The sequence below is a fragment of the Mesorhizobium sp. LNJC394B00 genome (assembly GCF_000502555.1).
Taxonomy (GTDB): Bacteria; Pseudomonadota; Alphaproteobacteria; order Rhizobiales; family Rhizobiaceae; genus Mesorhizobium.
On record NZ_AYWH01000002.1, the window covers coordinates 713334 to 725778 of the forward strand.

Genomic DNA, 12445 nt, shown 5'->3' on the forward strand with positions numbered 1-12445 from the left:
GCCGGTGTGCCCGCGTGCAGCCGCTCCTTACGACTGCACGTAGTTGGCCGAATTGTGCTTCTTCATCACGTCGTCGAAACGGCGGGCGAAGGCGTCGTCGGCGAGCTTCTTGCGGCGCTGGATGTCGGAGCTGGCGACCATGTTCTTCTCGTGCATTTCGAGGAGATCGCCGATGTGCTTTTGCGAGGCGGCGCCAATGCCGGCCATGGTCTCTTCGGCGGTGTTGTCAACCTGGCTGCCCAGCGTGTTGATCTTGTGGGCGACATCCTGCTGGGCGGCGGTCTTCAAGGAATCTTCCAGTGCCTTGTAGAGCACGATGCGCTGCTCGGTATCGATGGTCAGCTTGTTGATCAGCGTCGACTGCGCTGCGATCTGATTGTTGAGCGAATCGACGAAGGTCTGGAACATCGAGGTGTAGCGTTCCAGCGTCTGGCTTTCGGCCAGAAGCTCCTGCTCCTTGGCCTGCTTTTCATTGTATTCGGTCGCCAGTTTCGAGCGCTCGCCCTCAAGCTGCGTGCGCTCCTTCTGACTGGTAGAAGCGGCGATCTTGTTTTCGATGTCGAGCAGCAGCGGATTGACCTCCTCGATGCGCTTCTGCACCGCCTCGAGGTTGGTCATGGTGACCTTGCGGCGCTCGATCACCTGCGACAGGCTGTTTTCCGAGGTCTTGTAGCGCTGGTCGAGGACCTCTTTCTGCGCTTTCAGGATGCCGACGATGGTGTCGGACTTGACCAGAAGCTCCTGCAGATTGCCGGCCAGCGACATGTTGCGGACGCGGTCGGTGCGCATGCGCTGCTTGCGTTGCGCCGAGAAGACGCCGACGAAGCTTTCCCAGCCGGTGTAGTTCTTCATGCTCTCGAATTCGGTGCCGAAGACGTTGGTGGCGTCTTCCAGCCCGATGATCAGGTCGGCAATGTTGCCTTCCATCACCTTCTGCTGCTTCAGCACGTCCTCGATGCGGGCATTCTCGATGTCGAAATTGGCGTCGCCGATCTTCTTGTCGGCGGTGGCCAGCGTATCAAGCACCGTGCCCGACTGCTCGATCTTGGAGCGCATGTCCTGCACGACCTGCCTGGTCTTGGCAATTTCGGCATCGAAATTCTGCAATGTCGCCATAGGGGCCTCCCGCTTCGGCTTCCGGTCGCTGGCTGCGAACAGCGGCGAATATATGTGGGGTATCAGGGGATTGAAAGACGCAAGACAAGACCCGCCCCGAAAACAAAAAAATGCCTGGTCGTCTTGAAAGGCAATGAAGGCGGGGTCATGGCGTGATTAACCAGCCGGCCAAGTATTGTTCAATTGTCATTGAACTTTGACGGCTGCGAAGAAGTCGATCTCGGACAGTGTGGGTGTGCTGAATTCGACAGAGGGCTCAATGAGTTGCAAGCGCGAGACAGCTGGCGGAAGCCGTCGCCATCACGCTACGCATCGCGCCGTTCAAGGCTTCGGATCGGCCTTCAGATAGGCGATGACGTTGGCGATGTCCTCGTCGCTGCTCAGGCCGGAGAAGCCCATCCTGTTGCCGGGTACTTTCAGCTTGGGAGCACCGAGATAGGCTTTGAGGTTGGCTTCGTCCCAGACCAGGCCGGCCGCGCCGGCGTCCTTCATGGCCTGCGAATAGTTGAAGTTCTGGGCGGTGCCGGCGGTGCGGCCGACGATACCGAGGAGATGCGGGCCGACCTTGTCGCGGTCGCTTGCCGCCTCGTGACAGGCCATGCAGCGGTAGAACACTTTCTTGCCAAGTGCTGCATCGCCGTCGGCCAGCGCGGCGAGGATACCGGCCAAGTAAATGACAAGGCCTGATGAAATGGCTCGAAGCATGGCGGTTCCCGGCTGGCTCTGGCTGAGGGCAAAATAGGCTGCAGGCCTTAACAAACGCCGTACGCCGGTGGATAGCAGCCGGGCTCAATCCGTGCGCGGGATCGCCGCGACCGCCTGCTTGACCTGCTTTTCAATCGCCGCCGACGAATGATTGTCGCGCACGAAAGCGCGGCCGATCTCCGCCATCTCGGCGGCCGCTTGCGGGCGTGTCGCGAGATCGATGATTTTCAATGCCAACTTGCCGGCATCGTCGCTGGACAGGAAATGCCTGCCCGCCTGCAGGCCAAGCCCTTCGACGGCCTTTTCGGTGGCGGCGACGACAAGGCCCGCCGCCATCGCCTCCAGCACCTTGATGCGGGTTCCGCCGCCGAAGCGCAGCGGGATCGGCGCATAGCCGGCACGCCCAAGCAATTCCGGCAGATGCGGTGGGTTCTCGATCAACCGCAGACCATGCCTGGTGCATAGACCGCGCACGACATCGCGCGGGTTTCTGCCGGCGACGGTGATCGACCAGGGCCGGCCGGAGGCGGCGAGGCGCGGCGCCATCGCGCGGCCGATCTGCTTGACGGCGTCGATGTTGGGGAAATAGCCGAGATGGCCTATGAAACACAGGCTGAGTTCACTGAAGCGCTCGGCAGCAATCGGCAGGGAAAGCACGCTCTCGTCTGGAATGGGGTTGGCGACGAACCTGACGTCGTTGACGGGGCCGAGAGCGGACAGAAGCGCTTCGTCGGCCCGCGAACAAACCCAGACCTGGTCGGCCAGGGCAGCCGCACACCTGTCGGCTTCGCGCGCCTCTGCCTTCCTTCGCCTGTTTTGGCGCCAGTCTCGAATTTGCTGCCACAGCGTCAGGCCGGCGATCCGGTCGGACACCGTCCGGGAATCAATGTTGTGCTGGTCAAGGACGGTGCGCGCGCGATGCTTCGGCGCCAGCGTCAGCAGCTGCGAAAGCACGATCTCCTCGATTACCACGAGATCGGGCGCGAATTCCCTCCAGATGGCGTCGGCCTCGGCCAGCTCGTCGTCCGGCATCATATGCACGGTCGGGTGCGGGCCGCGCCTGCCCCACGGCGCCCTGCCGCGCGCTGCCTCGATGATCCGGTGACGGATGTTCGGCGGTGTGGAGGGTGCCGGGGCGCCAGTCAGGCTTACCGTCAGGACCTCGCCCATCGATGCCAGGGCGCGTGCATTGGCGGCGTTCCGGATCTCTCCGCCGGAGACCGGCGGAAACGGGCAATCGACTGTGAACTGCAGAATTTTCATGTTGTCCCGGCCGTTCAGCCTCTGGTGAAGCCAATGAAATCGTCAGGCGCGGCGCGGCCCATTTCCTCTTCCCAGTGGCGGCGGCAGAGCGAGATATAGACGTCCTTGCCGATCGCCACCTGTTCGCCTTGTCTGGCCACCTTGCCGTCAGCGCCGAGACGCACGACCATCGTCGCCTTGCGGCCGCAGCGGCAGATGGTGCGCACTTCGCGCAGATCGTCTGCGATGGCCAGAAGCGCTCGCGAACCGGAAAACAGATTGCCCTGGAAATCGGTGCGCAGGCCGTAGCACATCACCGGGATGTTCAGCCGGTCGGCGATACGGGCGAGCTGCCAGACTTGCTCTTCCTCGAGAAATTGCGCCTCGTCGACAAAGATGCAATGCACCGTCGTATGTTCGTGATGCTCGGCTACGCGAGCGTAGAGATCGTCGCCGTCGCGGAACATCTCGGCCTCCGTCTCCAGGCCGATGCGCGACGAGATCAACCCGGTATCGCCCTTTCTATAGTGGCCGGCGACGAACAGCATGGTCGTCATACCGCGTTCGCGATAATTGTAGGACGCCTGCAGCAGCATTGTCGTTTTGCCGGCATTCATCGTCGCATAGTGGAAGTAGAGCTTGGCCATGCCGTCCTTTTAAGCCGAGTTGGCGCGGCGCGGGGAGAGGGCACCGCTGCATTTCATGGGAAAAGCCGTCTGCAATCGAAAAAGCGGCGGGCGTGTCGCTGTTTGGCCAGTCCGCGCCGTTGATCGTGATTGTCTTAGCGCTTGAAACCACACCAGAATGGTGTTTGGCTGACGAAACAAGGCGGGCAGAGAAACCGTAACTACGCTTCGCCAAAGAATCACAATGGGAGACTGCCAATGTCGCGTATGAACACCTTCGTCGCCGGTCTCGGCCTGGCGACTTTTCTGTCCACGAGCGCTGCACTTGCCGGCGATCCGGAGAGNATCCGGAGAGCTGCAAGGCGGTGCGCCTTTCCGATGTCGGCTGGACCGACATCCAGGCAACCACCGGCGTCGCTTCGGTGCTGCTCACCGCGCTCGGCTACGAGCCGCAGACGATCCAGCTATCGGTACCGGTGACCATGGCGTCGCTGAAAAACAAGGATCTCGACGTCTTCCTCGGCAACTGGATGCCGTCGATGACTAACGACATCAAGGACTACACCGCCGATGGTTCGGTCGAGACGATCGGCACCAACCTGACCGGCGCCGGCTACGGCATCGTCGTACCGACCTATGTCGCGGAGGCCGGCGTCAAGTCGCTGACCGACATCGGCAAGTTCAAGGACAAGTTCAACGGCAAGATTTACGGCATCGAGGCGGGCAATGACGGCAACCGCATCATCCTCGACATGATCAAGAACCCGAAGGACAATCTCGAAGGCTTCGAGCTGGTCGAGTCCTCGGAAGCCGGCATGCTGACGCAGGCCGAGCAGTCGATCAAGAACAATGAGTGGATTGCCTTCCTCGGCTGGACGCCGCATCCGGTGATGGGCGCCATGAAGCTCACCTATCTCGACGGCATGGGCGACAGCGGCTTCGGCGCCGCCACCGTCTACACCAATGTGCGCAAGGGCTACACCACCGAATGCCCGAATGCCGGCAAGTTCATCGCCAACCTGAAGTTCAACCTGGATATGGAAGGCGAGATGATGGACGCGATCCTGAAGGGCGGCGACGCCAACACGGTCGCTGCCGACTGGCTGAAGAAGCACCCTGACGCGGTTGCGCCGTGGATTGCCGGCGTCACCACCTTCGATGGCGGTGATGCGGCAGCGGCGGTCAAGACCGCGCTCGGAAGCTGAGCCGACTGAATTCGGCAAAGCCGAACCAGGAAGGGCAGCCAATCTAGAAAAGGCTGCCCTTTTTCATATCCTGTGAGAAGATGACCTAACGACAGCGGAGGCCGGAAGCAGGCGGTCTCTCGCATGAGAGGGGCGATATGGATCCGATTTCGAAATTCATGGTCGATCACAAGATACCGATCGGCGCCTGGGGAAAGGCGTTCTTCGGTTTCCTCACCGACAATTTCGACACCGTGTTCAGGGCCTTCTCGAATGGCCTCAATTTCTTGCTCGACGGGCTGGTTGGCATCCTTTTGATGGTGCCGCCGGTGCTGCTGGCGCTGATCATCGCCATCATCGCCTGGCTGCTGCAGCGCTCGCGCCCGCTGGCCATAGGCGTCTTTCTCGGCCTGATCTTCATCATCAACCAGAACCTCTGGAAGCAGACGGTGCAGACGCTGGTGCTGGTCGTGGCCGCCGCCGCCATGGCGATGGCCATCGGCGTGCCGCTCGGCATCTGGGCCGCGCACAAGCCGAAGGTCTACCGCATCATGCTGCCGGTGCTCGACCTGATGCAAACGCTGCCGACCTTCGTCTACCTGATCCCGGTTCTGACCCTGTTCGGTCTCGGCAACGCGCCCGGCCTCATCGTCACCATCATCTTTGTCATCCCGACCGCGGTCCGGCTCACCCATCTCGGCGTCGTCTCGGTGCCGAAGTCGATCATCGAGGCCGGCGAGGCGTTCGGCGCCACCAAGCAGCAGCTGCTGTGGAAGGTCGAGCTGCCCTCGGCCTTGCCGACCATCATGGCCGGGCTGACGCAATCGATCATGCTGTCGCTGTCGATGGTGGTGTTTGCAGCACTGATCGGCGCCGGCGGCCTCGGCACTGAAATCAACCGCGCGCTCGGCTCGCGCCGCATCGATCTCGGGCTCGAGGCGGGCCTGGCGATTGTCGTACTCGCCATCGTGCTCGACCGGATGACGCGTATCGGCGTTGGAGGCAAGAAATGACCGTCGCCGTCGATTTCAAAAATGTCGATATCGTCTTCGGCTCCGACCAGGCCGGTTCGCTGGCTCTGATCGACGGCGGCGCCACGCGCGCCGAAATCCTTGAAAAGACCGGCAATGTGCTGGGTTGCGCCGGCGCCAGCCTGACCGTGCATGAGGGCGAAATCTCGGTGCTGATGGGCCTGTCCGGCTCCGGCAAGTCGACGCTGCTGCGGGCGGTCAACCGGCTCAACGTGGTGTCGCGCGGCCAGGTGCTGGTCAAGGACGGCGACAATATCGTCGATGTCGTGACCTGCGATCAGGCGACGCTGCGGCGGCTGCGGCAGAAGCAGGTGGCGATGGTGTTCCAGCAGTTCGGCCTGCTGCCTTGGCGTACGGTGGAGGAGAATGTCGGCCTCGGCCTCGAACTCGCCGGCGTGCCGGAGCAAGAGCGCAAGGAGCGCGTGCAACGCCAGCTGAAACTGGTCAATCTCGACCAGTGGTCGAAGAAATACGCGCATGAGCTGTCCGGCGGCATGCAGCAGCGCGTCGGCCTGGCCCGTGCCTTCGCCACCGAGGCGCCGATCCTGCTGATGGACGAGCCGTTCTCGGCGCTCGATCCGCTGATCCGCACCAAGCTGCAGGACGAATTGCTGCAGCTGCAGGCGGAGCTGAAGAAGACCATCATCTTCGTCAGCCATGATCTGGAAGAGGCGCTGAAGATCGGCACCCACATCACCATCATGGAGGGCGGTCGCATCGTGCAGACCGGGGCGCCGGAAGACATCGTGCTCAAGCCCGCCAATGACTATGTCCGCGACTTCATCGCCAATGTGAATCCGTTGTCGGTGCTGACCGCCTGGAACGTCATGCGCGACAGCCGCGACCTCGAGCACGGCGATAATGGCTGGGTGTGGCTCGACCGGCGCAAGACGACGCGTTTCAAGATCGACGAGCACGGGCTGGTGGCGGCGGCGGAACGCGACGGCAAACCGGCGGTATGGGTGTCGTGCGCTGATGTCGAGGCGCAGCCGGAGGAGACGGCGCAAGTGTTCTGGGCCAACCCCGGGACCTCGCTGAAGACGGTGATGCTGGCCATGCACCGCTCGCAGACGGCACCCGTGGCGCTGTTCGACGACCAGTCGCGCTTTGTCGGCGCGATCGGGATACGCGATGTGCTGAGCGCGGTGTTGCGGCGCTAGATCATGATGAGATTTGGTTGAAATCTCATCATGATCTAACCCTTTGTTGGAGCATGATCTTTTCCAAAAACCGGTACCCACTTTTTGGGATCATGCTCTAAGCCAGCCCGATGCGCGTGGCGCCGAGCTTGAACAGGGCTGTGGCATCCCGGTCGAAGCGGAAGGTGTCGATGAAGTCGTCGGCTCGGTAATCCGGAAGCGTCTTGCGGATGGCGGCGGCGAAGTTTTTCGCCTCGTCCAGCCGCCCAGCCAACGCCAGGCAGTGGGCGGCGATCGACAGGATGATGACATGTGCGTTGGGGCGGGCGGCCGCCTTCAGCGCCCATTCGGCCGCCTCGTCGAACTGGCCGAGGCGGACATGCGCCATGGCGCGTGCGCCCAGCATGCCGAACAGCATCGGGTCGAACGGCGACAGATGGCGCGAATGATCCGACGATCCGATCGCCGCGTGCGGGTCGCCCGACTGCGAATGCACGAAGGACAGCGCATAGTGGCCAAGCGCGAAGTTCGGGCTGAGGTCGACGGCTCTTTGCAGTTCTAGCACGGACGCATCACCCTCGCCGCGCAGCCACAGCGCCCGGCCCATCGCCCAGTGCGCGGCGGGATTATGATCGTCGACCAAAACGCTCTGGCCGGCCGCCTCAAAGGCAAGCGCGCTGTCCTGGTCGCGGTCGCCCCAGCGCTGGAAGGCGCTCTGCCAATGGGTGAAGGACAGGCCGGCATAGGCGCGGGTAAAGGTCGGATCCTGCTGCAGTGCGATGCCGAAGAAATGCCTGGCCTGCTCGTTTTCGCTGCGGGTGAAGCGATACATATGCCAGAGTCCTCGATGGTAGGCCTCCCAGGCATTGAGCGAATTGGGCGCCTTCAGCATGGCGCGGTTGCGCTCGACCATCTCTATCTCGGATGAGATGAAGGCCACGATGCTGTTGCCGATATCGTCGAGGACAATGAAGATGTCCTCGGGCTTGCGCTCGAAGGTCTCGGCCCAGACGATCCTGGCCGTGCGCACCTCGACAAGCTCGACGGTGACGATCAGGCGGCCGGTCAGGCTGCGCACCGTGCCGGTGGCGACATAGTCGACATCCAGCCTGCGGCCGGCATCTTCCGGCGCGATGTTCTTTTCTGCCAGCGCAAAGACCGAGCCCCGGGCGATTACAAAGAAGTCCCTGAGCTTGGCGAGGCGGGTAATGATGTCGTGGGTCAAGCCGTCGGCCAGCCCACCACAAACGCCGCCGGCATCTTCGGCAAATGGCATCACGGCAAGCGAAGCTTTGTGGGGCGCCGCGGCTTCGGTGGGGGCACGCGCGATCGGGCTGTGGCCCGCCACCGGCGCTACCGCAGGCTGTGCCGGCAAAGTCGCGCAGTGACGTTCCGCGCGAATGGCAAGCCACGCCTGGCGCACAGGGCCAAAATCCAGCTCTTCCGATTGGAAGAGCGATGCTGCTGCGGCAAGATGGTCCTCGCAGGCACCGAACTGGCCGCGCCGCGCCAGCCTCACCAGGAGTGCGACATGGGCGCTGCTGTCGAACGGGGTCAATTCCAGCCATTTTTCGAGATGGGCGGAGACGTCTTCGGAATCGGCCGGCAGCGTCTTGACCAGATGTTCCAGTATAGCAGCTTGGCAGGAACCGAAACGGCGGCGCTGCGCGGTCAGCCAGCTGTTGAAGAGAGGGCTGCGGTCGATCTCCAGCCCTTCGAGGAAGTCGCCGACGAACAGGTCGGAGAGCAACTGCAGTCGCGTCGGCTCGAGCGTTTCGATGCCTGCGGCAGCCGCCGCCGCGACATCCAGAACGTCGACTGAGATGCCGTCGAGATCGAGCGCGATCGTATCGCCCGATGTTTCGATCCTGCGGCGGCCCGGTTCGTCGAGCGCGGCCCGCAGCTTGCTCAGGCACCAGCGCAGCTCACCCCTGGGATCATTTGGAACATCCCACAGCAACTCGCAGAGCTTGCCACGTCCGACCGGATGGGGCGCCAGCGCCAGATAGGCCAGCAGCGCGCGCAGCTTGCGCGATGCCGGCAAGACCACCGGGACGCCGTCGCGCGCAATTGTCGGCGGCCCAAACAGGCGCACGACAACACCTTGATGGCTGCTCGCCAGGCTCGATTCCACGCCAGATACCACGCCTGCTCCCACGCTGACCTGCCGGCCCCTGCTTTACCACCGAGCACGACAAAGTGCACCCGGCTCGCAAAATTTGTGCGCCGAATGTGGTGTTTACCACACTGCCGCACGTCAAGGACCTGTAGTGCGGCAAGGTGTCGAAATCTCGCCGCCCAAACCGCCGGTGTGTAACCGGCCCGTGAGCAAGAACCAGGAGTCTACCATGTTGCATCAGCAGAAAATCAGAACCACGGCCGGCCGCGGCCGCCTGTTCGACAGCATTCTCGACACCATCGGCGACACGCCGGTCATCCGCGTCAATAATCTCGGACCGGCGCACGCCACCATCTACGTCAAGGCCGAGTTCTTCAATCCGGCGGCGTCGGTGAAGGACCGGCTGGCGCTCAACATCATCGAGGAAGGTGAACGCACCGGCGCGCTCAAGCCTGGACAGACCATTGTCGAGGCGACCAGCGGCAACACCGGCATCGGTCTTGCCATGGTCTGTGCGCAGAAGGGCTACAAGCTGGTGGTGACGATGGCCGACAGTTTCTCGGTCGAGCGCCGCAAGCTGATGCGGATGCTGGGCGCCAAGGTGGTGCTGACGCCGCGCGCCGAGAAAGGCTTCGGCATGTACAAGAAGGCGGTGGAACTGGCCGAAGCCAATGGCTGGTTCCTGGCCCGCCAGTTCGAGACCAAGGCCAACGCCGACATTCATGAAGCTACCACGGGACGCGAGATCGTCAACGATTTCGCCGGCTCGCGGCTCGACTATTTCGTCACCGGCTACGGCACCGGCGGCACCGTCGCCGGCGTGGCGCGGGTGCTGCGCCGCGAGCGGCCTGAGACCCGGATCGTGCTCACCGAACCGGCCAACGCGCAGCTTGTCGGCAGCGGCAAGCGGCAGATGCGTGGCGCCGGCGGAGCGCCGGCCGCCAGCCATCCGGCTTTCGAACCGCACCCGATCCAGGGCTGGACGCCGGATTTCATCCCGCACGTCCTGCAGGAGGCCATCGATGGCAACTTCTATGACGAGGTGATGCCGATCGCCGGGCCGGAGGGCATGAAATGGGCCAAGGCGCTGGCGCAGCAGGAAGGCATCTTCACCGGCATTTCCGGCGGTTCGGCTTTTGCCGTGGCGCGCCAGATCGCCGGCACAGCGCCGGCCGGATCGGTGATCCTGTGCATGCTTCCCGATACCGGTGAACGCTACATGACCACGCCTTTGTTCGACGGCATCGAGGCCGAGATGAATGCGGAAGAGCTTGCTCTCTCGCGCTCGACGCCCGGTTGCCAGTTCCCGGCATGATGACGCGGGAGCAAATTGCATGGACGCGATGCCTGGACACTCGGCTACCAGTACCGAGGAAACGCTTGACCCCTCGGACTGGGCCGATGTGCAAAGCCTGTCGCATCGGATCGTTGACGATGCCGTCGCTTACCTGCGCGATGTCAGGCAACGGCCGGTGTGGCAGGAGATGCCTGGAGATGTGAGGGATTTCTTCACCGCCTCGCTGCCGCAATCGCCGACCGCGCTTGCCGACATCTATGGCGATGTCGTGGACAAGGTGATGCCCTATCCGATGGGCAACATCCATCCGCGCTTCTGGTCCTGGTATATGGGGTCGAGCAATTTTACCGGCGCGATCGGCGATTTCCTGGCGGCAATCCAGGGCTCCAATCTCGGCGGCGGCAACCATGCCGCCGCCCTGATGGACGGCCAGGTGGTCGACTGGTGCAAGCAGATGATGGGCATGCCGGCTTCGGCCAGCGGCACGCTGGTCAGCGGCGGCTCGATGGCCAACATCATCGGGCTCACCGTGGCGCGCAACACCAAGGCCGGCATCGGCGTGCGCGAGCACGGCGTTGGAGCAATCGAAAAGCCTTTGCGTTTCTATGGCTCGGACCAGGTCCATTCCTGTCACCGCAAGGGGATGGAAGCGCTCGGTCTCGGCAACAAGGCGCTGCGCCGCATTGCCAGCGACGCCGGCCTGCGCATCGACATTGAAGGTTTGAGGACTGCGATATCGGAAGATCGCGCGGCCGGGTTCAAGCCGGCCTGCATCATCGGCAACGCCGGCACTGTCAACACCGGCGCCATCGACGATCTGCAGGCGCTGGCCAAGCTGGCGCATGAGGAGGACCTCTGGTTCCATGTCGACGGCTGCATCGGCGCGCTGATCGCGATCGCGCCTGAGAATGCACATAGCGTCGCCGGCATCGAATGGGCCGATTCCATCGCGCTCGATCCGCACAAATGGCTGCATGCGCCTTTCGAGGCAGGCTGCGCGCTGGTGCGGGATGCCTCGGCGCATCGCAAGACCTTCGCGGTGACGCCGGAATATCTGGAGTCGACACCGCGCGGCCTCGCCTCCGGCCAATGGCTGCACGATTACGGCCTGCAGACGTCACGCGGCTTCAAGGCACTCAAAGTGTGGATGGCATTGCGAGAACACGGCGTCGAAAAATTCGGCCGCCTGATCGACCAGAACATTGCGCAGGGGCAGTATCTCTCAGGGCTGATCGCGGCCGAACCAGCGCTCGAACTGACGGCGCCGACCAGCATCAACATCGTCTGCTTCCGCTATCGCGCGGATGGTCTCGATGGCGAGCGCGCGAAAGCGCTCAACACCGAGATCATGCTGAGGCTTCAGGAAGACGGAACCGCCGCCATTTCCGATACCACGGTGCAAGGCCGGCATTGCCTCAGGGTGGCGATCAACAACCACCGGACCCGGCGCGAGGATCTCGACCTTCTCGTCGCCGAAACGGTCCGCCTGGGCAACGAGATCGCTTCTGCCTGACCGGCCATGGGGTAGAGCAAGCGGCTCTCAGCCGCTGGCGGCCTCCTGGAAATCGCCCTTCGTCACGGGGAACGCCAGGCCGGGAAGGTAAAATGTGATCGGCCGGATTTCGTAGACTGCCGAGGGATTCACGCGGCGCAAGTCGCGCGCGGCTGCAATCGCCGCCTCCTGCGTGGCGCAGTCGAGGACATAAAGACCCAGCAATTGTTCCTTGGTCTCGGCAAACGGCCCGTCGATGACGATGCCTTCGCCCGGACCGCGCAGCGTCACGGCGTCGGCGGTCGCGCCCAGTCTTGCCGCCGGCCCGAGCTTGCCTTCGCGGGTCAGCCTGGCGTTGACTTCGAGCAGGTCGTGCATCAGCGCCGCATCCTGCTGCGGCGTCAGGGACTGGATGGTCTGTTCGACGTGATAGGCCAGGATGGCGTAAAACATGCGGCGATCTCCTCCTGTTCGAGCGGCTGCACTATTGCAAG

The 12445-nt window shown here is 63.1% G+C and carries 10 protein-coding genes and 1 pseudogene; 5 read left to right on the forward strand and 6 right to left on the reverse strand.

Going from position 1 to position 12445, the window contains the following annotated elements:
* Window positions 1–27: 27 nt before the first annotated feature.
* From X751_RS155815 to X751_RS155800, 4 genes are all read right to left on the reverse strand, one after another.
* Complete coding sequence (locus tag X751_RS155815) at window positions 28–1116, reverse strand: hypothetical protein (protein WP_023669990.1); 1089 nt, start codon at window positions 1114–1116, stop codon at window positions 28–30.
* A 321-nt stretch (window positions 1117–1437) separates the two neighbouring features.
* The gene (locus tag X751_RS155810) at window positions 1438–1821 is read right to left on the reverse strand and encodes a cytochrome c family protein (RefSeq protein ID WP_023669991.1); all 384 of its coding nucleotides are present in this window, start codon (window positions 1819–1821) and stop codon (window positions 1438–1440) included.
* Between the two features lie 84 nt (window positions 1822–1905).
* On the reverse strand, window positions 1906–3084 hold the full coding sequence (locus tag X751_RS155805; RefSeq protein WP_023744275.1) for a glycosyltransferase: 1179 nt from the start codon (window positions 3082–3084) through the stop codon (window positions 1906–1908).
* 14 nt (window positions 3085–3098) lie between these two features.
* Window positions 3099–3710: a thymidine kinase gene (locus X751_RS155800; protein WP_023683669.1), complete on the reverse strand. Its 612-nt coding sequence runs from the start codon at window positions 3708–3710 to the stop codon at window positions 3099–3101.
* A gap of 237 nt (window positions 3711–3947) precedes the next feature.
* Here X751_RS155800 and X751_RS0132905 point away from each other — a divergent pair.
* The 3 genes and pseudogenes from X751_RS0132905 (at window position 3948) to choV (ending at window position 7064) form a co-directional block, all read left to right on the forward strand.
* Window positions 3948–4894, forward strand: a pseudogene (locus X751_RS0132905) (choline ABC transporter substrate-binding protein).
* A gap of 137 nt (window positions 4895–5031) precedes the next feature.
* Window positions 5032–5886, forward strand: coding sequence for a choline ABC transporter permease subunit (gene choW, locus X751_RS155795; RefSeq protein ID WP_023669995.1), 855 nt, complete (start codon window positions 5032–5034; stop codon window positions 5884–5886).
* Window positions 5883–7064: a choline ABC transporter ATP-binding protein gene (gene choV / locus X751_RS155790; RefSeq protein WP_023669996.1), complete on the forward strand. Its 1182-nt coding sequence runs from the start codon at window positions 5883–5885 to the stop codon at window positions 7062–7064. The genes choW and choV overlap by 4 nt, the downstream gene beginning before the upstream one ends.
* Before the next feature lie 97 nt (window positions 7065–7161).
* Here choV and X751_RS155785 read toward each other — a convergent pair whose 3' ends face one another.
* Window positions 7162–9189 (reverse strand): transcriptional regulator, encoded by a 2028-nt coding sequence (locus tag X751_RS155785; RefSeq protein WP_050588536.1) that lies wholly within the window; start codon window positions 9187–9189, stop codon window positions 7162–7164.
* Window positions 9190–9391: 202 nt separating this feature from the next.
* Between X751_RS155785 and X751_RS155780 the strand changes: the two genes are divergently transcribed.
* Together X751_RS155780 and X751_RS155775 are read left to right on the forward strand one after the other, a co-directional pair.
* Window positions 9392–10477 (forward strand): pyridoxal-phosphate dependent enzyme, encoded by a 1086-nt coding sequence (locus X751_RS155780; protein ID WP_023686154.1) that lies wholly within the window; start codon window positions 9392–9394, stop codon window positions 10475–10477.
* Between the two features lie 19 nt (window positions 10478–10496).
* Window positions 10497–11972 carry an aspartate aminotransferase family protein gene (locus X751_RS155775; protein ID WP_023744276.1) on the forward strand — a complete coding sequence of 492 codons (1476 nt, stop codon included), beginning with the start codon at window positions 10497–10499 and terminating at the stop codon, window positions 11970–11972.
* 27 nt (window positions 11973–11999) lie between these two features.
* Here the strand turns inward: X751_RS155775 and X751_RS155770 are convergent, their stop codons facing one another.
* Window positions 12000–12404, reverse strand: coding sequence for a YciI family protein (locus X751_RS155770; protein ID WP_023686152.1), 405 nt, complete (start codon window positions 12402–12404; stop codon window positions 12000–12002).
* Window positions 12405–12445: the final 41 nt, after the last annotated feature.

Excerpts from the sequence above, each read along its gene's own strand:
- X751_RS155815 (WP_023669990.1), bottom strand. The coding sequence starts at position 1,116 with ATGGCGACATTGCAGAATTTCGATGCCGAAATTGCCAAGACCAGGCAG.
- X751_RS155810 (WP_023669991.1), bottom strand. The coding sequence starts at position 1,821 with ATGCTTCGAGCCATTTCATCAGGCCTTGTCATTTACTTGGCCGGTATC.
- X751_RS155805 (WP_023744275.1), bottom strand. The coding sequence starts at position 3,084 with ATGAAAATTCTGCAGTTCACAGTCGATTGCCCGTTTCCGCCGGTCTCC.
- X751_RS155800 (WP_023683669.1), bottom strand. The coding sequence starts at position 3,710 with ATGGCCAAGCTCTACTTCCACTATGCGACGATGAATGCCGGCAAAACG.
- choW (WP_023669995.1), top strand. The coding sequence starts at position 5,032 with ATGGATCCGATTTCGAAATTCATGGTCGATCACAAGATACCGATCGGC.
- choV (WP_023669996.1), top strand. The coding sequence starts at position 5,883 with ATGACCGTCGCCGTCGATTTCAAAAATGTCGATATCGTCTTCGGCTCC.
- X751_RS155780 (WP_023686154.1), top strand. The coding sequence starts at position 9,392 with ATGTTGCATCAGCAGAAAATCAGAACCACGGCCGGCCGCGGCCGCCTG.
- X751_RS155775 (WP_023744276.1), top strand. The coding sequence starts at position 10,497 with ATGGACGCGATGCCTGGACACTCGGCTACCAGTACCGAGGAAACGCTT.
- X751_RS155770 (WP_023686152.1), bottom strand. The coding sequence starts at position 12,404 with ATGTTTTACGCCATCCTGGCCTATCACGTCGAACAGACCATCCAGTCC.